Genomic DNA, 20,775 nt, shown 5'->3' with positions numbered 1-20,775 from the left:
GGGTGTGAAAAAATCAACCATGCGCCCCATGCAGCACTCCAGCAAACTCCAGAACGTCCGGTACGAGCTCCGGGGGCCGATCCTCCAGGCAGCCAAGAACATGGAGGCCGAAGGACACCGGATCCTGAAGATGAACCTCGGGGACACGGCGCCGTTCGGCCTGGAAGCGCCGGAGTCCGTGGTGGTGGACATGATCCACCACCTGCGCGGCGCCCAAGGCTACAGCGACTCGAAGGGCATCTTCACCGCGAGGACAGCGATCTCGCAGTACTACCAGACCCGCGGCCTGATGAACATCGGGGTCGAGGACATCGTGATCGGCAACGGCGTCAGCGAACTGATCTCCATGTGCCTGCAGGCGTTCATGGAAAACGGCGACCAGATCCTGGTCCCCGCCCCGGACTACCCTCTGTGGACCGCCGCCGTGACCCTCACCGGCGGCAAGCCCGTGCACTACCTCTGCGATGAGGCGGAGAACTGGTGGCCGGACATGGCCGATGTGGAAGCAAAGATCACCAGCCGCACCAAGGGCATCGTGATCATCAATCCGAACAATCCCACCGGTGCCGTCTACCCGCGCCACATCCTTGAACAGTTCGCGGCCCTGGCGCGAAAGCACAACCTGGTGCTGTTCTCCGACGAGATCTACGAGAAGGTGCTGTACGAAGACGCCAAGCATATCCACACTGCCGCCGTGGCCGAGGACGTGTGCTGCCTGACCTTCAGCGGCCTGTCCAAGGCCTACCGGATGCCCGGCTACCGCGCGGGCTGGGTGGCCATCACAGGGCCGCTGGCCGCCACCGCCGCCTACCGGGAGGGCCTGGAGCTGCTGGCCTCGCTGCGCCTGTGCGCCAACGTTCCTGCCCAGCACGCGATCCAGACCTGCCTCGGCGGCTACCAAAGCATCGAGGCGCTGGTGAAGCCGGGCGGCCGGCTGCGCGAGCAACGGGACCTGGCGCACAAGCTCCTGACTGCCATTCCCGGCGTGACGTGCGTCCCGGCATCGGGGGCCATGTACCTGTTCCCCAGGCTGGACCCGGAGCTCTACCCCATCGACAGCGACGAACAGTTTGTCCTGGACCTCCTGCAGGACCAGAAGATCCTGGTCTCCCACGGCTCCGCCTTCAACTGGCCCACGCCGGACCATTTCCGCTTCGTCATCCTGCCGTCGGTGCGGGAGATCGAGGAAGCGGTCCGCCGGATCTCCACGTTCCTGGCCGCCTACCGCAACCGCGGCGCGGCCTACGAGCTGGAAACAGTGGCGGATTGAAGAACTAACCGGTCCCTAACAGCGGGGAAACCGGTACGCAACATTGCGCCGCCACACTGGTAGTGCAGGCAAGAGCCGGCACCAGCCCCAGCCAGGAGGCCCCGCCATGTTGAAGAAAGCGACCACGCATGTAACCAGAGTCCGCGCCCTGGACCAGCTCCGCCGCGGTGACGAAATCGAAGCCCGCCTCTCCGTGGGCCCCTCGTACGACGACGTCGTGATCCGCCGCGGCAGCGTCCAGGAGACCGCGCCGGGCATCGGCGTCGTCTGGATCCTGGACCGCCTCACCGGCCTGCGCAAGGCAATCAATACCGACGAATGCAGCGTGTGGCGCGTCGCCTGAGCGCCACCCGTCCCGGCCTCTGCCCTGGTTGCCATGGCGGCGGGCGTAGTCAGTAAGGACTGCCCGCCGCCTGACAGCCCCCTTTCCCGCCTTCAGCCGCCGGCCACCGACTGGATCACCAGGACTTCCTGTCCCGGTTCCACCTCGGTCTCCAGGCCTTTCAGCCGCCGCACCTCGTCCCCGCCGACGTAAATGTTGACGAACCGCCGCAGGGCGCCGGTCTCGTCCCGCAGCCGCCGGCCCAGGACTGCGTACTCCGCGGCAACAGCATCAAGCAGCTCCCGCACCGTCATTGGGCCGCCGGCGGGTGCAGTCAGTACGGACTGCCCGCCGGCCAGGGGCTGCAGCACGCTGGGAAGCACCAGCGAAACCTCAGGCACCGGCAACCACGGCCGCCCTGACACACAGGACATCCGGCAGGTGGGACGCCACCTCCGCGAACGTTCCGCCCTCATCCGCGCTGGCGTAGACGCTTCCGCCCCGGGTACCGAAGTACACTCCGGCCGGTTCCGCCGCATCCACCGATGCCGCGTCCCGAAGGATGCTGTTGTATTCATGCTCCGGGAGACCGGTGCTGAGCCGCGTCCAGGTTTCGCCTGCGTCCTCCGTGCGGTGGACGGCGAGCTTCCCGTCCGGCGGAATGCGTTCGCCGTCTGCCTTCAGCGGAATGACCCACGCGGTGCCGGCCCGGCGGGGATGGGCCAGCATCACGAAACCGAAGTCCGCTGGGAGGCCCTCCGCGATCGACGTCCACGTGTCCGCGTTGTCGTCGGTGCGGTAGACGCCGTGGTGGTTCTGGGCGTACAGCCGCCCGTCCGCAGCCGCGTCCGCGGCAATCTTGTGGACGCACTGGCCGAACTCCGGATTCGGGTCCGGCATGAAGTAGGCGGAGATGCCGCGGTTGCGCGCCTCCCAGGAGGTGCCGGCATCGAGCGAACGGTAGACGCCGCCGGTGCTCATGGCGACGTGGACAGTTTCCCCGTCCGGGTGGACCACGATCGAATGGGCCGCCGCACCGCCGTAGCCGGCACCCCATTCGCTGCGGTGGGGATGGTCCCACAGGCCGCGGTTCAGCTCGAAGTGTTCGCCGCCGTCGGTGGACTTCCAGACGGAAATGGGTTCGGCTCCGGCCCACACCACTCCGGGGCGGGAACCGGCGTCCGGATAGATCTGCCAAACCCGCTCCAGCGCCGCGCCGGTGTCCTCGGGGAACTTGATGGCGCCCTGCTCGGGCTCCGTCCAGGTGGCGCCCAGGTCGTCCGAGTGCGCGACGGTTGGTCCCCAGTGCGGGCTGCGGACACCCACCAGGATCCGGGTGCGGCCTTCCCTGGTGTCGATCCCAATGCTGGGAATCTCCGACATCAGGAAGTGGGGCCCGGTGAAGGACCACGCCCGCCGGTCCTGGCTGGTAGCCAGCCACAGTCCTTTTTTGGTGCCAATTGCCAGGAGAAATTTCGCCGCCGTTGCCATGCGCACCATGCAACCACCGCTGCGGGCTGGCCGCAACGGTTTTCAGGGCCTATCCCTGGCAGGCAGTCAGTCCACGAACTCCGACTGCGTCTGGATGAAGTCCCAGTCCGCAGTGGTCAGCGCCGCGGCCGGGTTGTCCGGATGCGGTCCGCCGGCCTCTGCAATGCCCTGCAGCACTGCCAGCGGCAATTCCTCCGCATAGAGGTTCTCCCGCAGCCACTCCTTGGTGGGGAGGTCCAGGTCCAGCCACCACATGAAAATTTCCACGAGCCACCCGCCTTCCGTCACCTTCAACGTTAGGCGCGGGCATGGTGGTGGACAAGGTCCGGCCGGCAGGAACAGGTAGCCAGCGCGGCGTTTAGGGTACCGGCAAGTGACCCGGCCTGCCCGGCGCCGGAAAAAGACGAGTATTCCCTACTCGCGACTGCTTCAGGGGGCGCCCCTAGCCTGAAACCTCAAGCAAGCTGACCGTGTTGCTGGGGCCCACGGCACAACCGCCGCCGCCCCGCCTGCAGGGTCCGTTTCACCACAAATCTGGGGAGAAAAACATGAAACGCACCATGGCAACACTAGGGGCGGTGGGCCTGGCGGCACTGGCCGTCGCGGCGCCCGCCATCGCAGATGCCAACAACAAGACGTTCTGCCACGCGATCGGAAACGGCTACCTCACCGTCACCATTGATGACTCCGGCTTCAACGGCCACGACACACATCCCAATGACATCATTCCCCCTGGCCCTGGGATGCCGGACGGCCTGAACTGGAGCGCCGGCAAAGCCACGCTCGCCAACGGCTGCCAGGCTCCGGCGGTGGTGGTTCCACCCGCCGTCGTCACGCCTCCGGCCACCTCCCCGGCGACGCCGCCTGCCGAACAGCAGCCCGCCGTCGTCGATCCCCCGGCGGCGTCCCCGCCCGCGGAAACACCCGTGGTCGAGTCGGCTCCGGTTCAATCGCCTGCGGCGGTCGAACCCGCGGCAGCCCCTGCCCAGCAGGCAGCCGCCCAGGTTCCTGCCGCGCAGAAAGCTCCGGCCGCGCAGAAAGCTCCGGCCGTGCAGAAGGCTCCGGCCGGGCAGCAGGCAGCAGCGGCCCCGGCCGCAAAAGCCGTCGTGGGAACGAACGAGGGATACAACGCGCAGACCGCGGTGGGTGGCCAGGACGCCCCGCCCGCCTGGCTCGCCGGCGTGGGAGCCCTGGCTGCCGCGGGCGCGGCGGTGGCCGTCCGCCGCAGGTCCCCCTCGCCTCACACCGCCGGCTAGGGCACCGAAACTGCCACCACGCGTGGCCCGTCGACAAGGAAGGCGTCCTGCCAGTGCCCGGCAGGGCGCCTTCCTTCCACCTCCCGCCCGGGGCGTCAGGAGCACGATGACCAAGGAACGCAGCAAACACGCGGCTGCCCAATCCCGGCGCTGGCGCCGTTGGAACGGCGGCGATCTCGCAATCCTTTTCTGCGGCGTGCTCGCCTTCCTGTTGTTCACCTTCGGCGCTCCCTTGTTCCATCAGCCGCAGCCGGCACCGCAGGATACCCGGGCGGCAGCGAGCTCCCGCTTCACTGACGCTGCTCCGGCGGCCACCGTTCCATCAGTGGAGGCCGCAACGCCCACCGGCGCAGCGCCCACCGGCGCAGCGCCCACGGGCCTGGCGGCCGCGGGCCAGGCGGCAGGGCCTGAAGCGGTGCTCCCGCCGGCAGCACCTCCCGTCCGCATCTACTACCCGTCCGCCGCGTTCGACGTCGTTGTCCACCCGCTGGACGTCGATGGCACCGCCCAGTCCAGCCGGACCATCGAGCCGCCCGCCACGAAGGACGGCTACTGGCTGACCGCGTTCGGTGTCCCGGGCAGCGGGTCCGGCAACACCACGTACGTCATCGGCCACAGCTGGGAAGGCGCGGATGCGCCCTTCAACCACCTCAGTTCGGCAGCGGCGGCCGGCGACCAATTCGACGTCGCCACGGCGGCCGGCACCATCAGCTACCGCGTTGAAAGCGTCAGTACCTACGACAAATCCAGCCTCAAGGACAGCCCCGTCTGGGACATGGTGCCCAACCGGCTGGTCCTCATCAGCTGCTTCACGGAGGACCCGTGGGGCAGGAACGTAGTAGTAACCGCATACCCGTCTGCTTCCTAGCCGCGAGCGCTGAAGCACCTGTTCACGCAGCCCCCCGGGGCGGAAAATGGGCGTCATGACATCCGATCACTTCAAGGGCAAGCCGCTGCTGGTGGGCATCATGCCCCGGCAGCACCCGGAAGTCCTGCAGGCCGCGGCCGGGCTTGCTGCCGGATTGGGCGCGCCGATGGTGTGCGCCTATGTGGACGAAGCCAGCTATCTGGTGGACTGGGACCCGGCCCGCTCCGCGCACCGGCTGTCGCTGCGGCGGGACGCAGGAGTGGAGGAACTTCGGACCCTGACCACGGGGCTGGAGGCACAAATCCAGGATGCACTCGAGGCGGCCGCGCCCAGGGGTCCGGCTGTCGAGTGGACGCTGCGGACCCTCAGCGGCGATCCCGCCCGGTCACTGGGCCGGCTCGCGGCGGAAGTGGAAGCGCCGATGATCATCGTGGGAACCTCCGAACGCGGTTTTTCCCACCGCCTGTCAGAGGCGCTGAACGGGTCGGTGGGCGCCTGGCTGAGCCACCACCAAAGCAGGCCGGTGCTGGTGGTTCCCTACCACAGGGCCGCCCCTGGGGACCGGCGTTGACCAGCATGTCCCCCGCGTCCGGCGACTGGAAGGACCCTTTTTCCGGGCCTCTGAAAGTAAAGCGAAAGTAGTTATTCGCGGTGCTGGCGGACCGCCCTGCCAGCCCGTAAGCTAAATCCAGCAGGCCCGGACCACCAGCGGTGGAAGCCGGAAATGCCCAAGAGCTGCTCCGGAGTGCGTATCCCCCAATAACGCACTCCGGAGCTTTTTTGTGCTCCGCGCATGAATACCCCTAGGGGGTACTTGCGCTTATACCCTATAGGGGTATACGTTGACTGCATGAGCGCTACCGAAGAAGCAGCCCTGCAGGCCCCAGCCCCGCCGGCGCAGGAACCTCAAGCGGCGGAGCACGGATACACAGGCAACAAGGACGCGTACCTGCGGCGGCTGAAACGCATTGAGGGGCAGGTGCGCGGCATTGCCCGCATGGTCGATGAGGACAAGTACTGCATCGACATCCTCACCCAGGTCTCCGCCGTCACCAAGGCGCTGCACGCGGTCAGCCTCGGCCTCGTCGAGGAGCACATCGGCCATTGCGTGGTCGGTGCGGCCTCGGAGCCGGACCCGGAAGCCCGTGCCGAAGCCATCGACGCCAAAGTCAAGGAAGCTGCCGACGCCATCGGCCGGCTGCTCCGCTGAAACCCACCACCCGCAGCAGGCAACCGCCGGCTCTGAATGAAGGAGAAATCCGTGAGCACCACCTCCCCCACCACCACAACCGTCAGCGTTTCCGGCATGACCTGCGGCCACTGCGTCTCGGCAGTCACCGAGGAACTCGAAGCGCTGGAAGGCGTTGAAGCGGTGGACGTCGAGCTGAACGCCGGAGCCATCTCCACTGTCACCATCACGTCCAGCAAGGACCTCGCACCTTCGGAGATCGGCGAGGCCGTCGCGGAGGCGGGCTACCTCGTGGTCGCCAGCGAGGCCTAGCCGCCCGCTCGACCCGGAGGAACCAATCGACACGGAAGCTGACATGACCCACCAGGAACTACTGCATCCGCCCGGCACCAGGGTGGTGGAACTCGATATCGAGGGCATGACGTGCGCCTCCTGCGTGAACCGCGTGGAGAAGAAACTCGGCAAGCTTGACGGCGTGGCCGCCACCGTCAACTTGCCGCTGGAGTCCGCCTACGTCACCGCCCCGGCAGGCATCACCGACGAGCAGCTGGTGGATACGGTCAACGCGGCGGGCTACAAGGCGAGCGTCCGCACGCCGCACCCACCCGTCGAAGAGAGGGCACCTGCAGCGGCAGCGGTCCCCGCCACGAAACTCCGCCCGCGCCTGATCGTCGCCGCAGTGCTGACGGTCCCGGTGTTCCTGGTCTCCATGCTCCCCGCTTTCCAGTTTCCCAACTGGGGATGGGCGGCAGCTGTCCTTGCGCTTCCGGTGGTGACCTGGGCCGCCTGGCCATTCCACCGGGCGGCGGCCATCAACGCCCGGCACCTGGCATCCACGATGGACACCCTGGTATCCATCGGCGTGACGGCCGCCTACCTGTTCTCCGCCTGGCAACTGGCAGCCGATCCCGGGATGACCCGGCACCCCGGCATGGAAGGCATGGAAACCGGCGGCCTCTACTTCGAAGTGGCAGCAGTCGTCACCACCTTCCTGCTCCTTGGCAGGTACCTCGAGGCCAACGCCAAGCAGAAAGCCGGCGATGCCCTCCAGGCCCTGCTGCACCTGGGAGCGAAGGATGCCACCGTACTGCGTTCCGGCGGTGAGGTAACCATTCCCGCGGACCTGCTGCAGGTGGACGACGTGCTGGTAGTGCGTCCGGGCGGGAAGATCGCCACCGACGGCGTCGTCATCGACGGCAACTCCGCCGTGGACGCCTCCCTGGTCACCGGCGAATCCGTACCGGTCGAGGTGGGGCCGGGCAGCAGGGTCACAGGCGCCACCATCAACACCTCCGGCCGCCTGCTGGTCAGGGCCACCCGGGTGGGCGCCGAAACCACCCTGGCCCAGATGGCACGCCTGGTATCCGAGGCCCAAACCGGCAAGGCACCCATCGCCCGCCTCGCAGACCGGGTCAGCTCAGTCTTCGTTCCGGTGGTCCTGGCCATCGCCGCGGTGACGTTCGTCCTCTGGCTCCTGTTCCCCGGCGCAGGCACCGGCAGCGGACACTTGCAGCAGGCCTTCACCGCCGCCGTCGCCGTCCTGGTCATCGCCTGCCCCTGCGCCCTCGGCCTGGCCACCCCGGTGGGCCTCCTGACCGGCACCGGGCGCGGGGCCCAGCTGGGCATCCTGATCAAGGGCCCCCAGGTCCTGGAGGACACGCGGACCGTGGACACCATCCTGCTCGACAAGACCGGGACCGTGACCACCGGGGTCCTCGCCGTGGACAGCACCCTAACGTTCGACGGCTTCCAGGAGCGGGAAGTCCTCCGGCTTGCCGGTAGCGTTGAGGCCGCCTCGGAGCATCCGGTGGCACGGGCCATCGCCGCGGCCGCCGGGGAATCAGCCGACGACGGCGGCCCCTTGCCTTCCGTGCAGGGCTTCAGTTCCGCGCCGGGCGGCGGCGTGTCGGGAACCGTGGAGGGCAGGACCGTCCTCGCAGGCCGCCTCGGCTGGCTGGAGCAGAACGGGATCACCCCGGAGCCAGGCCACCGGGCCGCCCTCGCCGCGGCGGAAAAATCCGGCGCCACGGCCATCTGCGTTGCCGTGGCGGGGAAGCCTGCCGGAATTATCAGCCTGCGTGACACCGTGAAGGACGGTTCCGCTGCCGCCGTTGCCCGCCTGAAGTCGCTGGGGCTGCGGCCCATCCTGTTGACCGGAGACAATGCTGCCGTCGCCGTGCAGGTGGCTGCCGCCGTCGGAATCGCTCCGGAGGATGTCTATGCCGGCGTCCTGCCCGAGGGGAAGGTGGAGGCGGTGCGGAGGCTGCAGGCCGCCGGCGCCACCGTGGCCATGGCCGGGGACGGCGTCAACGATGCGGCTGCCCTGGCGCAGGCTGACCTTGGCATCGCCATGGGGTCCGGAACCGACGTCGCCATCGAAGCGGCGGACCTCACCGTGATGGGCAACAACCTGGCGCAGGTGGCACAGGCCATCGAGCTGTCCCGGCGGACCTTGGGCACCATCAAGACCAACCTGTTCTGGGCCTTCTTCTACAACGCGGTGGGCATCCCGGTGGCCGCCCTGGGCCTGCTCAACCCCATGATCGCAGGCGGAGCGATGGCTGCCAGTTCCGTGCTCGTGGTAGCCAACTCCCTGCGGCTGCGCAGCTTCGGGAAGCCGCAGGGCTGAGCCTCAGGCCGCGCCGTACCGCACCGCGGCGCGCGCCCGGGCCTTGGCAGCCTCGGCCTCCCGGTCCTTCGGTGGCGCCTGCGTCACGAGGGAGTCCAGCAGGTGCTGGGTGATGTGTGCGATCTCGTGTACCGCCTCGTCGAAAGCCTCCTGGTTGGCCTTGGACGGCTTGGTACTGCCGCTGATCTTCCGGACGTACTGCAGCGCTGCGGCATGCACTTCCTCGGAGGTGGCGTGGGGTTCAAAGTTGTGGAGGGTTCGGATATTCCGGCACATACCGCCATGCTAGGCTCTTCCGACGCCTGGAATCGACCCCTCCTCCCGTCCCGTCACCGGGACCGTTCATGGGGAGTCCGGCATGGGCAGGGGTGCCCATCGACACTCTTTCGGACGCCGGGGTAGGTTTTAGGCAATGGATCTTCCGGATAGGCCGGGAGGCCGCTGGGGATGCCGACCTGGTTCGGATCCACTACCTAACAAGGAGAAACTGATGGCTATTTGGGGTGCAGACGTTGAGCAGCTTCGCCAGCTCGGCAGCAAGCTTCAGGCAGGTGCGTCCGAGATCGAGACGCAGAAGTCCACTCTCACCAAGGTTCTGAGCGGCACCGACTGGAAGGGCCCGGACGCGGACAAGTTCCGCCAGGAATGGTCCGGTACCCACACCACCATGCTGACCAAGGTTGCCGAAGCCCTGAAGGACGCCGGCGCACAGGCCAAGCGCAACGCCGAGCAGCAGAGCCAGGCCTCCCAGGGCTAACGCCTTCGCGGCAGGACTGCCGCCGCCAGGGGTCCGGGCACCGCAAGGTGCCCGGACCCCTGGCTTTTAAAGGGATGACCCGCCTGGAACGCGGCGGCCGGGCCTAAGGGACGGGTTCGACGTCGTTCGCGTGTTCCAGCGGGGACGCCGCCTGGAGAGCCGCCGCAGCTCCGCCCGCTGCCGCAGCTGCGCTCCGCAGCTCGTCGAGCCGGACCAGGATGACCCCGCCCACGATAAGCACGCCGCCGAGCAGCTGGATGGGGCCCGGCAGCTCGCCAAGCAGCAGCCACGCCCACAGGACGGCGAAAAGGACTTCCGTCAGGGATACGAAGGATGCCACCTTGGAACCGAGGGCCCGGGCGGCCATGATGCCCGAGACGTAGGCCAGGACGGTGGCCAGGACCACCAGCCCCGCGAGGGAGACCCACCATGGCGTGGTCCATGGCCCCAGCCTGGTGTCCGCCGTGCTGAACGCCATGGGGAGCAGACCCGTGGCGCCGGCAAGCCACATGACCAGGGCGCCAACCATCAGCCCGCCGGAGGCCAGCACGATAGGTGGCAGGGTGTCGTTCTCCTTGGCGGTGATGAAGAAGTAGATGGCCAGGCAAACGGCCGCCGCGGCGCCCCAAAGGACACCCACCAGGTCCACCTTGACCGCGCCCGTCAGGTCCAGCACCAGCACCAGGCCAGCCAGGGACAGCAGCGTTCCGCCGAAGGTCAGCACCCGGGGCCGCTTACGGCTGGCCGCCCAAAGCCACAGGACGATGATCACCGGCGCCAGGTACTCAAGGAGCAGCGCGACGCCCACGGACAGCCGGGCCACCGCGTTGAAGTAGAACAGCTGGCACGCCGCCACCCCGATGACCCCGAACAGCAGGATGGTGATCCAGTTGTTCCGCAACTGGTGCCAGCGGCCGCGGAGGGCGTACCCGGCCGGAATGGCAAGGATCAGGGCTGCCCCCGTGAGCCGGGCGGTGACTGCCGCACCCGGCGACCAGCCGGTTTCCAGGAGGGCCTTGGCGAAGGAGCCCGAAAGGCCGAAGACTGCGGACGAGAAGAGCGCGATGCCAAGGCCGGACGCGAGGACGCTGCGCTGCGCGCTGGGGACGCCGGGGTGATGGGTGTGGCTGTTGTTGGCGGCAGGCACCGTCGCCTCCTGTCAGGAGTAAAGTGGGGTAATGGTCATGACAGTACGCCCCCGCCCAGTAAGGAGTCAACATGGTCTTTGCCCCTGACACCGAGGTGGCATTGCGGACGGTGGTGAACCTGGTCAATTCCGCGGCGAACGGCAGGGAAGGCCTGCGTTCGGTGGCCGATCTTGACGCGTTCCTGGCAGCCGAGGGCTTCAGCGGCGGCCGGACCCGGGATGCCGCCGAACTGGAAAGCGTCCGGCAGTTGCGGGCGGTGCTGGCAGCAGCATGGACGGCCGGCGAGGACGCCGCGGTGGAAACCGTGAACAGGGTGCTGCGGGATGCCCGCGCGCTGCCGCAGCTGGTGAAGCACGACGGCTGGGACTGGCACCTGCACGCCACTGCCCCGGAAGCACCACTGGCGGACCGGATGGGAACGGAGGCGGCCATGGCGCTGGCTGACGTCATTCGCAGCAAGGAGATGGACCGGCTGCGTACCTGCGAATCCGAGGACTGCAACGCGGCGGTGCTGGACTTGAGCCGCAACCGCTCCAGGCGTTACTGCGACACCGGCAACTGCGCCAACCGGGCGCACGTGGCAGCTTACCGCGCCAGGCAGGCGGCGGCCGGATAGTTTGCGGGAGGGGCGGCCCCCGGGCGTCCTAGCGTTCGGGGTCGCCGTCCGCGCCGTCACCAGGCACAGGCGGGTTCTGGCTGCCCGCCGCACCGAAACCGTGCGTCGACTTCGGGCTGGAACTCAGGTTGACTCCCGATCCCTTGCCAAGATGTTCGGCGTTTTCCTTGTGGCTCATCGACAGCATGGCTGCAATCACCAGCGTGACGATGAAGGCGATGCCGGCGGCGGTGAAAGCCAGGTCAAAGCGGGGGGCGCGCGCGCTTCCCCCCGAAGCGAAAACCAGGACTGCCACAAAGGCGGCGACGGCCCAGAATGCGGAAAACATCAGCGGCCCCTTCACCGAGGTCCGCAGCTTGCGCGGTTTTCCTGGATGCTGGTCAGCCACGATGGTTCCTTCCTGGAGGCGGCGTGCAGCCGGCCTGGTGTTGCGGATGAGCGGTGGCGCCTCCGAAATTTCTACAGAAAGTAGAACGGCACCCCTCCTAGTTTACGGCTTTCCGGGCACGGGCCGGGCATCGTGCCGCAGGGTCAGTCCGGAAAGCACCCACAGGACGCCGGAAATGATGGCCCCGCCTCCCGCGACGCCAAGGAGGGCGTGGGCGCCGAGTCCAATGAAGAACGGCAGCAGCACGGCCGTTCCAATCCCGACCACCCCGGAAGCAATCCAGTCCCGGGCCAGGACATGGCCTCCCCTGCAGCGCAGCCCGCAGGCCAGTTCGAGGACTCCTGCCACACCCAGGCCCAGCGCAGCTATCACACCGAACAGCAGGTCGGTGTGCAGCAGGGCCACCACTACCCCGGCACCGGCGAGGGCCGATCCTGCGGCGGACAGCATCTTGCCGGCCGGAGACTTCTGTCCCAGGCCTGCGGCAGGGATGCTCCGGATGGCCAATAGGCCGGTGGCCAGCAGGTAGAGGCCGCCGGCCCAGCCCATGACCTCAACGGAGGGCGAGGTCCAAAAAACGGTGACGGCGCCGAATACCAGGGCCGCGGCTGCGCGGAGCAGGACCGGCTTCCAGAGGTCGGTGCGGTGGGCGGTTCCGGGAGCAGCGCCCGCCGGTGTCAATGGTTGCGTCACCGCTCCAGTTTAGTGGCGGCGCCTGGAACGTCGAACCGGTGACCGCCGTTCGCAACCTCAGGCGGATCCCAGCACCATCCACCGGTCGGACCGCGCGCGCAGGCCCAGGGTGCAGGCACGGGCGGCCATGTAGCCAATTCCGAAGGCCACCCAAAGCCATCCAAGCCCGGCCGCGCCGGCTGCACCGGAGACGGCCACCGCAGCAAGCAACGGGGCATAGAACGCAAGGTTCACCAGCCCCGCCAGTGCCAGGTACCGCGCGTCTCCGGCGCCAATCAGCACGCCGTCCAGGACAAAGACGTACCCGGCGACGGGCTGCCCGGCCGCCAGCACCCACAGTGCCACAGCCAGGACCCACTGCACCTGCGGATCGGAGGTAAAAAGGGCGCCGGCGGAGGGGGCCAGCACCGCGAGCAGCAGCCCGGTCACGACGCCGAAGCCCGCACCCCAACGGACCATGGTCCGGGTCAGCAGCCGCGCCCTTGCTGCATTGGAGGCGCCCAGTTCTTTCCCGATCAGCGCCTGCGCCGCGATGGCCAGGGCATCGAGGGCGAAGGCAAGGAAGGAGAAAATGGTCATGGCCAGCTGGTGGGCGGCGAGGTTGACCTCGCCCTGGGCCGTGGCCACCAGCACCGTGGCAAGGATAGCCGCCCGCAGGCTGAGGGTGCGCAGCATCAGCCAGGACCCCACGCGCGCCATGCTGCGGATGCCGCGCCAACTGGGCAAGAGGCTGACGCCGTGGCGGGCCGCATTCCGGCGCACCATGACCACGTAGACGGCCGCCATGGCCCACTGCGCAAGGCTGGTGCCCGCAGCCGAACCGGCGACGGACCAACCCAGGCCGTACACAAGCCAGAGGTTCAACACGATGTTGACGCCGAACCCTGCCGTAGCCACCACCAAGGGAGTCCTGGTGTCCTGCAGGCCCCGCAACACCCCGGTGCCGGCAAAGATCAACAGCATGGCCACCAGTCCCGGCATGGACCACCGGAAGTAATCCACGGCGAATACCCGCACGCTGCCCTGGGCACCCAGCAGGCCGATCAGCGGTTCCGCCGCCAGGAAGCCCGCCGTCGCAAGGAACACGCCCAGCAGCAGCGCCAGCCAGACGCCGTCGCGCCCGGCGGCGAGTGCCTTCCCCACCTGCCCCTCACCGATGGCCCGCGCTACGGCGGGAGTGGTGGAGTAGGCCAGGAAGACCATAAGTCCGACGACGGTCTGCAGCACAGCTGAGGCAAGTCCCACACCCGCCAGCTGGGCCACGCCAAGATGGCCCACAATGGCGGAGTCGGCGAGGAGGAAGAGCGGCTCGGCCACCAGGGCGCCGAAGGCGGGGACGGCGAGGCGCAGTATCTCGCGGGCAGGCGTCCGGGTGGCAGGCGCAGCGGCAGGAGGCGGCAGTTGGGACACGCTGCCAGCTTATCGGCGCTTCCTGGCCGCCGCCCGCCGGGCAGGGGTCCCGCGCCTGGCATGACGAATCCCACACGTGAAATAGTTGACTCTTCAACTATTGGCGCGGGAGAGTTGTCCTATGAACCAGTCACGACTTACCACCACCGCACTCACTGCCCTTCGCGTCGTCCTGGGCTTCCTCTTCGCAGCCCACGGGTGGCAGAAGTTCAATGAATGGACCATTGCCGGAACGCAGGCCTCCTTCGCCAAGATGGGCGTACCCGCCGCTGAGGCCGTGGCCCCCGCAGTCGCCGTCCTGGAACTGGCGGGCGGGGTGGCACTGATTCTGGGCATCCTCACCCGGGTGGTTGCCGCACTCCTCGTCCTGGATATGCTGGGCGCCCTGGTCCTGGTGCACGCATCCGCGGGTGTCTTCGCCGCGGCCGGCGGCTACGAGCTCGTCCTGCTCCTGGCCGCAGCCTCCTTCGCACTCGCACTCACCGGCCCGGGCCGCCTTTCCGTCGACCGCGCCCTCTTCGGCCGCAGCAACTCCCGGCTGGCAGTCCTCGCCTAACCGTCCCCCCAACCCGCCCGACGGCGGCCGGCCACCCAAAGTGTCCGGCCGCCGTCGGAATTTAAGCGGCAATTATCCGATCCGGCCGTTCTGTTGCGGGCCCAACCGGCAGGTAACAGAAGCCATCAGTATGATCGCAGCATGACTGAGACCGGGCGCCCCAACTCCGTGACCCTCCGCTTCCTGGCCGCCCCCACGGATGTGGGGCACAGCGGGTCGGTAGACGCGGGCACCGTCCTGGAGTGGGTGGACAAGGCCGCCTACGCGGCAGCGGTCGGATGGGCCAAGTCCTACTGCGTCACCGCATACGTGGGCAACATCCACTTCGCCGACCCCGTCAACAGCGGCGACATGGTGGAGGTCGAAGCCACCATCGTGTACACCGGCCGGTCCTCCATGCACATCCAGACAGTGGTGTCCTCGGGCGACCCCAAGGGCGGCCCGGCCACCATGCGCAGCCAGTGCATGGTGATCTTCGTGGCGGTGGGCGAGGACGGCAAACCCATCCCCGTGCCCCAGTTCGAGCCTGCCACCCCGGCGGAGATTGAGCAGCGCGACCACGCCCTGGCCCGCATCAAGGTCCGGGAGCAGATCGTGGAAGCCATGAAGCGCCAGGAATATACCGATGCCGGAACCGCAGAGCGCGTGACGCTGAGGTTCATGGCTGCACCCACCGACGTCAACTGGGGCGGCAAGGTCCATGGCGGCATCGTGATGAAGTGGATTGACGAGGCCGCGTACGTCTGCGCATCCCGGTACTGCGGCAGGGACACCGTTGCCGTATTTTCCGGTGGGGTCCGCTTCTACCGGCCGCTGCTGATCGGCCACGTGGTGGAGGTGGAGGCGCGCCTCGTCTACACCGGAACCAAAGGCATGCATATCGCCGTACATGTCCGCTCGGGCGACCCGAAGGGTCGTGAACTCAACCTGACCACCTACTGCCTCACGGTGATGGTGGCCCGCGACGAGGAAGGAACCTCCGTGCCGGTGCCCGCGTGGGTGCCGGTCAGCGAGGAGGACAAGCGGCTCCACGCCCATGCCCGCGAACTACTCGAAATCCGGGGCACGGCGCCCGGGAACCGGCTGCCCAACCACCTGCTGGCGCAGGCGGCGGCTGCCGGCACCCCGACCGACGCAGCCTAGAAGCCTCCGCCGCCGCCGGCATCGCCCGCCATATTGGCAAAGCGGGAATAGTGGCCCTGGAACGCCACCACGATGTCCTTGGTGGGACCGTTACGGTGCTTGGCCACCAGGATGTCCGCTTCTCCCGCGCGGGGGGATTCTTTGTCGTAGACGTCCTCGCGGTGGAGCAGGATCACCATGTCCGCGTCCTGCTCAATGGAACCGGATTCGCGGAGATCGGAAACCATGGGCCTCTTGTCAGAGCGCTGCTCCGAACCACGGTTCAGCTGGGAAAGAGCGATCACCGGCACCTGGAGTTCCTTGGCCAGGAGCTTGAGCGCACGGGAGAATTCCGAAACTTCCTGCTGGCGGGACTCCACCTTCTTGCCCGAGCTCATCAGCTGCAGGTAGTCGAGGATCACCAGCTTGAGGTCGTGCTGCTGCTTCAGCCGGCGGCACTTGGCCCGGATTTCCATCAGCGACATATTCGGGCTGTCGTCGATGAACAGAGGAGCGTCGTTCATCCGGCCCATGGTGGTGGCGATCTTGGACCACTGCTCGTCCTTGATGGTTCCCTTGCGGAGGTCCTGGAGGCCAATGGTGGCTTCCGCGGAGAGCAGTCGCATCGCGATCTCGTTCCGGCCCATTTCCAGCGAGAACATCACCGTGGACAGGTTGTTCTTGATGGCGGCGGACCGGGCAAAGTCCAGCGCGAAGGTGGACTTGCCCACGGCCGGACGGGCGGCGATGACAATCATCTGGCCGGGGTGCAGCCCGTGGGTGAGTTCGTCCAGTTCATAAAATCCCGTGGGGACGCCGGTCATGCCTTCGCCTCGATGGCCGGACGCCTCGATCTCGTCCACGGTGGACTCCATGACGTCCTTCAGCACCACGTAGTCTTCCGCGGTGCGGCGCTCGGCCACGGCGTACACCTCCGCCTGCGCCTGGTTGACGAGGTCCTCCACCTCGCCGTCGGAGCCGTAGCCCAGCTGGACGATTTTGGTTCCGGCGTTCACGAGGCGCCGCAGGACGGCCCGCTCCGCGACGATCTCGGCGTAGTAGCCGGCATTCGCAGCGGTGGGGACGGTCTGGATCAGTTCGTGCAGGTAGGCGGGGCCGCCGATCCTGTTGATCTCGGCCCGCTTGGTCAGTTCGTCCGAGACCGTAACGGCATCGGCAGGCTCACCACGTCCGTAAAGGTCGATGATGGCCTCGTAGATGGTCTCGTGGGCCGGGCGGTAGAAGTCCTGTCCCCGGAGAATCTCCACGACGTCGGCAATGGCATCTTTGGAAAGCATCATGCCGCCAAGGACCGACTGTTCGGCAGCGATGTCCTGCGGTGGTTTCCGGCTGGCGTCCGATCCGCGGGTTGCCTCGACAGGGTCCAGATGCGCGATTGACAAAGCTGCCGTCCTCAATTTGTACCGGGTCCTGGCGGCCCCGGTGATGATCCATCCCGTTCCCAAAGCTCCGCCCGGTCACCGGACTTCGCCACCTGTCCACATCTACCGGAAGGCTCCGACATCGGTGCCGAAAGGCGGTCCGCGTCCAGGCCGAACAGGGTTATCCCCAGTGTCCACAGCTTTTCCACAGGGGAGCGGGCGGCCGTGCGCGAGAGCCCTGAACAGAGCCGCCTACGCGTACCGCCGACCCCGGAGAACAGGTACCCCGCTACGCTAGCCGCCCCGTGTCGAACGGCAAAGCCCGACTGTCCACGGGACTGTGGATAACCTGTGCAGTATGTGGCATAGCTTGTGCACAGCCTGTGGGGAAGCCTGTGGAAAGTAAAATTCTTTTGTGACCGGGACGCCGCTGACCAGCTGAAACATCATCACCAGCATGTGGAGTAAATATTTCTTCCGGGGAATTTCATCCACAGCCGGGCGGAGGGTTCGGGCGGCCCCTGCCAGGCGTTGTGCCTTTACCAGCGATTTTGGCGGGGCCGTGGTGTTGATCATATTCGGCAGCAGGAGCATGACCGCGCTGTCCCCGGCCTATGTACGAAGCAGTGAATATTGCTGTGGATAACCTGGAACTGGAATAAGCTCTAAGTATGGGCGATCTACTGCTGGTGTTGTTGCCTGCGGTGGTACTGGCGGCGATCCTGTGGGGACTGGCCACGGCCCTCCGGCCGCGGGGCACCGGCATGTCCGAGGCCGACAAATACCAGCGCGAACTCGCCGAGCGGGCGGCAAGCCATTATGCTGCCCAAGTCCAGGCCGCCATGGCCGCGCGGGCCCGACTGGAGCCAGGCAGCCACCCCGGCGGCGCGCAGCGGCGGACCACCGGCCTGCAGGACCATTCGCGGGCGGATAGCCCGGCAATTTACCCGGACCTGGCTGCGGCCAGGAAGCACACAGAACGGTACTGAACAATGGAATCCCTCGTGGTCCCGGTCCTGATCCTTCTCGCCGTGATGGCGGCGGTCCTCTTGGCATACCGTGGCATCGCCAACCGCAAGGCTTCGCGCAGCGCGGCGCCCGTCGAACCGGCGCCCACGCCGCAGGAGGCAGCGAGGGCAGCGGCAGCAAAGCTGTCGGAGGATGAACACCGGCGGCTGTATGCCCTGATCGCGCAGGGCCAGGCGATGGCAGCCATCAAGCTGTACTACGAAGCCACCGGCGAGGGGCTGCGCGCTTCGCGGGACGCCGTGGGCGCCCTGGCTGCCCACCCCCAGCCATACCGGACCCCCGAGGCCGCGCCGGTCCCGGACGACGATGACGATGAACCGCAGCGCTTTCCGTACCGCTACCGGGCCATCGCCAGCAAGGGCGACGTGACCCGCGAGGTGAGCAGCAACATGCTGAACGATGAAATCTACGGCAGGATCCGCACCCTTGCCCGCAGCGGGGATACCGAGGCCGCCGCCAACGCACTGACCCGGCACTCGGACATCTCGCTGAAGCAGGCGCGGGAGTTCATTGCCCTGCTGGACGACTAGAGGGCTGGAGCGCTAGCGGGATCCGGCGATTCCCGCCAGCAGCTGCTCGAAGGGCAAGGATTCCAAGGGTGCCGGCTTGCGGCCGGGCTGCGCCCCTTCAAGAAGCCTGGTGAACTCGCCCGCGGCCCGCTCGATGCGGTCTGCCAGTGATGCCCCGTCTTCTTCGGAGGTGCCCCAGTCCTGCGGTCCGGCGAAAACGCCGGTAGGTGCCATCCGTGTGCGCAGGTAGCTGAACAGCGGCCGGAGGGCGTAGTCCAGGACCATCTGGTGGCGGTCCGTGCCGCCGGTGGCACCCAGCAGGACCGCCTTGCCATCCAGGGACTTGGGATCCAGGACGTCAATGAAGGACTTGAAGAGGCCGCTGTACGAGGCACTGAATACAGGGGTCACGGCGATGATTCCGTCCGATGCGTCCACGGCCGCGATGACCTCCGCGAGGCGCGGCCCGGCGTAACCGGTGACAAAGTTGTTGGCGATGTCTACGGCCAGATCCCGCAGTTCCACTACTTCCACTGCTGCCTCGTAGCCGGCGGCCTTGAGCTGGCGCTCTGCCGAGGCTCCAAGCTGGTCCGCCAGCAGGCGGCTGGATGACGGTACGCCAAGTCCGGCTGAGAGGACGGTGATGCGGCGGGTTTCCATGACGTTCTCCTGGTGCTCTTTGAGTTCAGCTATATGCATTTGCATCTATACTCCTGAACTTCCCCTGCCGCCCGGATATTCCCGAACGGCAAATCAGAGCAGCACGCTTCCTTTGATGCAGGTTGTTGAGTGGCCCCCTACCCAGATGTCTCCGCCCCCGGCTTCGACATGGATGCGCCCCGAGCGCCCCAGGACGGTGCCCTGCGAGGCCACGTAGCACTCAGGGGCCCTGCCGCTGCCGATCAGCCACTGCGCCGCACCCGCGTTGAAACTGCCTGTCACAGGATCCTCCACCAACGCTTCACCGGGCAGGAACGTGCGGACCTCAAAGTCGGCATCCGCGCCGGGCTCGTGCGGGGCGAGCACCCCGACCTTGAGGTTTCCCAAAGCAGCCGTATCCGGATCGATGGCCAGGACCTGCTCCGCGGACTCCAGCAGGACGCCAATCCACTCCGGACCGTTGACCAGCCAGGACGAGTCCACGATGTCGCCGGCAGCCAGGCCGAGCCCCTCCGCCACCTGCTGCCGCTCCTGCTCACCAAGTGCGCCGAAGCGGGTGAGGGGCGGGGCAGCGAAGGCAAGGCGGCCGCCGTCGTGCTTAATCCGGACCAGGCCCGCGCCACACTCCTGCACCACGTAGCCGTCGGTTCGGGGCACTCCCCCGGCCTCCAGCCAGGTGTGCGCCGAGCCCAAAGTGGGGTGGCCAGCGAACGGAAACTCCTCTGAACCGGTGAAGATGCGGACCCGGTAATCCGCCCGGGAGTCCTCCGGCGGAAGGAGGAACGTGGTTTCGGACAGGTTGGTCCAGTTGGCGAAGTGCTGCATCGTCGCTGTATCCAGGCCCTGGCCATCGAGCACGACGGCCAGCGGATTGCCGCGGTAGGCCTGCGGGGAGAAGACATCAACCTGGTGGAAGGGACGGCTGCGGGGGATCGTTCGGTTCACCGGTGCAGGCTACCACCGAAAAAACGAAAGACCCCCGCCACCGGATACCGGCAACGGGGGTCTTGACGTGCAGCGCGGAAACTACTTCCCGGCGACGACGTTCAGTTCGATCACGGCGGCAACGTCAGCGTGGAGGCGGACGTTGGCCTGGTAGGAACCGACCGACTTGATGTGGGCCGGCAGTTCCACCTTGCGCTTGTCGATCTTGCCAAGGCCTGCGGCCTCAACAGCGTCGGCAACGTCGCCCTGCTTGACGGTGCCGAACAGGCGGCCGGACTCGCCGGCCTTGACGACCAGCTTGACCGGCTTGGCGGACAGTGCAGCGGCCTGCTTCTGAGCATCTTCCAGGGAAGCGTGCTCGCGGGCGGCGCGGGCAGCCTTGATGGACTCAACCTGCTTCTCGCCACCCTTGGACCAGGTCAGGGCGAAGTTGCGGGGCAGCAGGTAGTTACGTGCGTAACCGTCCTTGACCTCGACAACATCGCCAGCAGCACCGAGACCGGTAACCTCGTGGGTCAGAATGAGCTTTGCCATG

General features: G+C 67.3%; 26 protein-coding genes. 14 read left to right on the top strand and 12 right to left on the bottom strand.

Going from position 1 to position 20,775, the window contains the following annotated elements; all coding sequences use genetic code 11:
* Nucleotides 1–19 precede the first annotated feature (19 nt).
* The gene (locus AC2JAJ_RS08350; protein ID WP_221384367.1) at nt 20–1,270 is read left to right on the top strand and encodes a pyridoxal phosphate-dependent aminotransferase; all 1,251 of its coding nucleotides are present in this window, start codon (nt 20–22) and stop codon (nt 1,268–1,270) included.
* A 106-nt stretch (nt 1,271–1,376) separates the two neighbouring features.
* Nucleotides 1,377–1,613 carry a hypothetical protein gene (locus AC2JAJ_RS08345; RefSeq protein WP_221384368.1) on the top strand — a complete coding sequence of 79 codons (237 nt, stop codon included), beginning with the start codon at nt 1,377–1,379 and terminating at the stop codon, nt 1,611–1,613.
* A gap of 92 nt (nt 1,614–1,705) precedes the next feature.
* Here the strand turns inward: AC2JAJ_RS08345 and AC2JAJ_RS08340 are convergent, their stop codons facing one another.
* The 3 genes from AC2JAJ_RS08340 to AC2JAJ_RS08330 are packed head-to-tail and all read right to left on the bottom strand — an operon-like array spanning nt 1,706 to nt 3,350.
* The gene (locus AC2JAJ_RS08340; RefSeq protein ID WP_260323248.1) at nt 1,706–2,026 is read right to left on the bottom strand and encodes a MoaD/ThiS family protein; all 321 of its coding nucleotides are present in this window, start codon (nt 2,024–2,026) and stop codon (nt 1,706–1,708) included.
* A complete protein-coding gene (locus tag AC2JAJ_RS08335) occupies nt 1,986–3,092 on the bottom strand; it encodes a WD40/YVTN/BNR-like repeat-containing protein (protein WP_486416211.1) in 1,107 nt (368 codons plus the stop codon). The genes AC2JAJ_RS08340 and AC2JAJ_RS08335 overlap by 41 nt, the downstream gene beginning before the upstream one ends.
* 57 nt (nt 3,093–3,149) lie before the next feature.
* Nucleotides 3,150–3,350: a hypothetical protein gene (locus tag AC2JAJ_RS08330; RefSeq protein ID WP_221384371.1), complete on the bottom strand. Its 201-nt coding sequence runs from the start codon at nt 3,348–3,350 to the stop codon at nt 3,150–3,152.
* Nucleotides 3,351–3,631: 281 nt separating this feature from the next.
* On the opposite strand from AC2JAJ_RS08330, the gene AC2JAJ_RS08325 reads away from it, so the two are divergent.
* The 6 genes from AC2JAJ_RS08325 (at nt 3,632) to AC2JAJ_RS08300 (ending at nt 9,025) form a co-directional block, all read left to right on the top strand.
* Nucleotides 3,632–4,339, top strand: coding sequence for a hypothetical protein (locus AC2JAJ_RS08325; RefSeq protein ID WP_501053445.1), 708 nt, complete (start codon nt 3,632–3,634; stop codon nt 4,337–4,339).
* Between the two features lie 106 nt (nt 4,340–4,445).
* Entirely contained in the window at nt 4,446–5,207 is a 762-nt protein-coding gene (locus AC2JAJ_RS08320) for a class F sortase (protein WP_486416213.1), read from the top strand.
* Nucleotides 5,208–5,262: 55 nt separating this feature from the next.
* Complete coding sequence (locus AC2JAJ_RS08315; protein ID WP_486416214.1) at nt 5,263–5,778, top strand: universal stress protein; 516 nt, start codon at nt 5,263–5,265, stop codon at nt 5,776–5,778.
* Between the two features lie 279 nt (nt 5,779–6,057).
* The gene (locus AC2JAJ_RS08310; RefSeq protein ID WP_486416215.1) at nt 6,058–6,417 is read left to right on the top strand and encodes a metal-sensitive transcriptional regulator; all 360 of its coding nucleotides are present in this window, start codon (nt 6,058–6,060) and stop codon (nt 6,415–6,417) included.
* Between the two features lie 51 nt (nt 6,418–6,468).
* Complete coding sequence (locus AC2JAJ_RS08305) at nt 6,469–6,708, top strand: heavy-metal-associated domain-containing protein (RefSeq protein WP_486416216.1); 240 nt, start codon at nt 6,469–6,471, stop codon at nt 6,706–6,708.
* Between the two features lie 43 nt (nt 6,709–6,751).
* Nucleotides 6,752–9,025: a heavy metal translocating P-type ATPase gene (locus AC2JAJ_RS08300; protein WP_486416217.1), complete on the top strand. Its 2,274-nt coding sequence runs from the start codon at nt 6,752–6,754 to the stop codon at nt 9,023–9,025.
* A 3-nt stretch (nt 9,026–9,028) separates the two neighbouring features.
* On the opposite strand, the gene AC2JAJ_RS08295 is transcribed toward AC2JAJ_RS08300, so the two are convergent.
* Nucleotides 9,029–9,301, bottom strand: a complete 273-nt coding sequence (locus tag AC2JAJ_RS08295) for a DUF2277 domain-containing protein (RefSeq protein WP_221384378.1) — start codon at nt 9,299–9,301, stop codon at nt 9,029–9,031.
* A 214-nt stretch (nt 9,302–9,515) separates the two neighbouring features.
* Here AC2JAJ_RS08295 and AC2JAJ_RS08290 point away from each other — a divergent pair, with 214 nt between their 5' ends.
* Nucleotides 9,516–9,782 carry a WXG100 family type VII secretion target gene (locus tag AC2JAJ_RS08290; RefSeq protein ID WP_221384379.1) on the top strand — a complete coding sequence of 89 codons (267 nt, stop codon included), beginning with the start codon at nt 9,516–9,518 and terminating at the stop codon, nt 9,780–9,782.
* Between the two features lie 103 nt (nt 9,783–9,885).
* Here AC2JAJ_RS08290 and AC2JAJ_RS08285 read toward each other — a convergent pair whose 3' ends face one another.
* Nucleotides 9,886–10,929: an EamA family transporter gene (locus tag AC2JAJ_RS08285; protein WP_486416218.1), complete on the bottom strand. Its 1,044-nt coding sequence runs from the start codon at nt 10,927–10,929 to the stop codon at nt 9,886–9,888.
* A gap of 71 nt (nt 10,930–11,000) precedes the next feature.
* On the opposite strand from AC2JAJ_RS08285, the gene AC2JAJ_RS08280 reads away from it, so the two are divergent.
* On the top strand, nt 11,001–11,546 hold the full coding sequence (locus tag AC2JAJ_RS08280; RefSeq protein WP_473694178.1) for a CGNR zinc finger domain-containing protein: 546 nt from the start codon (nt 11,001–11,003) through the stop codon (nt 11,544–11,546).
* 28 nt (nt 11,547–11,574) lie between these two features.
* Here the strand turns inward: AC2JAJ_RS08280 and AC2JAJ_RS08275 are convergent, their stop codons facing one another.
* The 3 genes from AC2JAJ_RS08275 to AC2JAJ_RS08265 all read right to left on the bottom strand — a co-directional run bounded on the left by AC2JAJ_RS08275 (nt 11,575) and on the right by AC2JAJ_RS08265 (nt 14,037).
* Complete coding sequence (locus AC2JAJ_RS08275) at nt 11,575–11,934, bottom strand: hypothetical protein (RefSeq protein WP_486416219.1); 360 nt, start codon at nt 11,932–11,934, stop codon at nt 11,575–11,577.
* 102 nt (nt 11,935–12,036) lie between these two features.
* On the bottom strand, nt 12,037–12,627 hold the full coding sequence (locus AC2JAJ_RS08270; RefSeq protein WP_486416220.1) for a hypothetical protein: 591 nt from the start codon (nt 12,625–12,627) through the stop codon (nt 12,037–12,039).
* Between the two features lie 57 nt (nt 12,628–12,684).
* The gene (locus AC2JAJ_RS08265; RefSeq protein WP_486416221.1) at nt 12,685–14,037 is read right to left on the bottom strand and encodes an MATE family efflux transporter; all 1,353 of its coding nucleotides are present in this window, start codon (nt 14,035–14,037) and stop codon (nt 12,685–12,687) included.
* A gap of 121 nt (nt 14,038–14,158) precedes the next feature.
* Here AC2JAJ_RS08265 and AC2JAJ_RS08260 point away from each other — a divergent pair, with 121 nt between their 5' ends.
* A complete protein-coding gene (locus AC2JAJ_RS08260; protein ID WP_473694184.1) occupies nt 14,159–14,593 on the top strand; it encodes a DoxX family protein in 435 nt (144 codons plus the stop codon).
* Nucleotides 14,594–14,734: 141 nt separating this feature from the next.
* Nucleotides 14,735–15,736, top strand: a complete 1,002-nt coding sequence (locus AC2JAJ_RS08255) for an acyl-CoA thioesterase (RefSeq protein ID WP_486416222.1) — start codon at nt 14,735–14,737, stop codon at nt 15,734–15,736.
* Here the strand turns inward: AC2JAJ_RS08255 and dnaB are convergent.
* Entirely contained in the window at nt 15,733–17,118 is a 1,386-nt protein-coding gene (gene dnaB, locus AC2JAJ_RS08250; RefSeq protein WP_221384386.1) for a replicative DNA helicase, read from the bottom strand. The two genes, AC2JAJ_RS08255 and dnaB, sit on opposite strands and share 4 nt — an antisense overlap.
* A gap of 650 nt (nt 17,119–17,768) precedes the next feature.
* On the opposite strand from dnaB, the gene AC2JAJ_RS08245 reads away from it, so the two are divergent.
* Nucleotides 17,769–18,086 (top strand): hypothetical protein, encoded by a 318-nt coding sequence (locus AC2JAJ_RS08245; protein WP_486416223.1) that lies wholly within the window; start codon nt 17,769–17,771, stop codon nt 18,084–18,086.
* Between the two features lie 3 nt (nt 18,087–18,089).
* Nucleotides 18,090–18,656, top strand: coding sequence for a hypothetical protein (locus AC2JAJ_RS08240; RefSeq protein WP_473694189.1), 567 nt, complete (start codon nt 18,090–18,092; stop codon nt 18,654–18,656).
* Nucleotides 18,657–18,668: 12 nt separating this feature from the next.
* On the opposite strand, the gene AC2JAJ_RS08235 is transcribed toward AC2JAJ_RS08240, so the two are convergent.
* The 3 genes from AC2JAJ_RS08235 to rplI form a co-directional block, all read right to left on the bottom strand.
* Complete coding sequence (locus AC2JAJ_RS08235) at nt 18,669–19,295, bottom strand: FMN reductase (RefSeq protein ID WP_473697601.1); 627 nt, start codon at nt 19,293–19,295, stop codon at nt 18,669–18,671.
* Nucleotides 19,296–19,388: 93 nt separating this feature from the next.
* The gene (locus AC2JAJ_RS08230) at nt 19,389–20,240 is read right to left on the bottom strand and encodes a PhzF family phenazine biosynthesis protein (RefSeq protein ID WP_473694191.1); all 852 of its coding nucleotides are present in this window, start codon (nt 20,238–20,240) and stop codon (nt 19,389–19,391) included.
* An 81-nt stretch (nt 20,241–20,321) separates the two neighbouring features.
* On the bottom strand, nt 20,322–20,774 hold the full coding sequence (gene rplI, locus AC2JAJ_RS08225; RefSeq protein ID WP_221384390.1) for a 50S ribosomal protein L9: 453 nt from the start codon (nt 20,772–20,774) through the stop codon (nt 20,322–20,324).
* Nucleotide 20,775 lies beyond the last annotated feature (1 nt).

The organism is Arthrobacter sp. MOO21, from assembly GCF_057369995.2.
The sequence above is the reverse complement of the archived record's forward strand: the minus strand, read 5'-3'. Positions and strand labels throughout refer to the sequence as shown.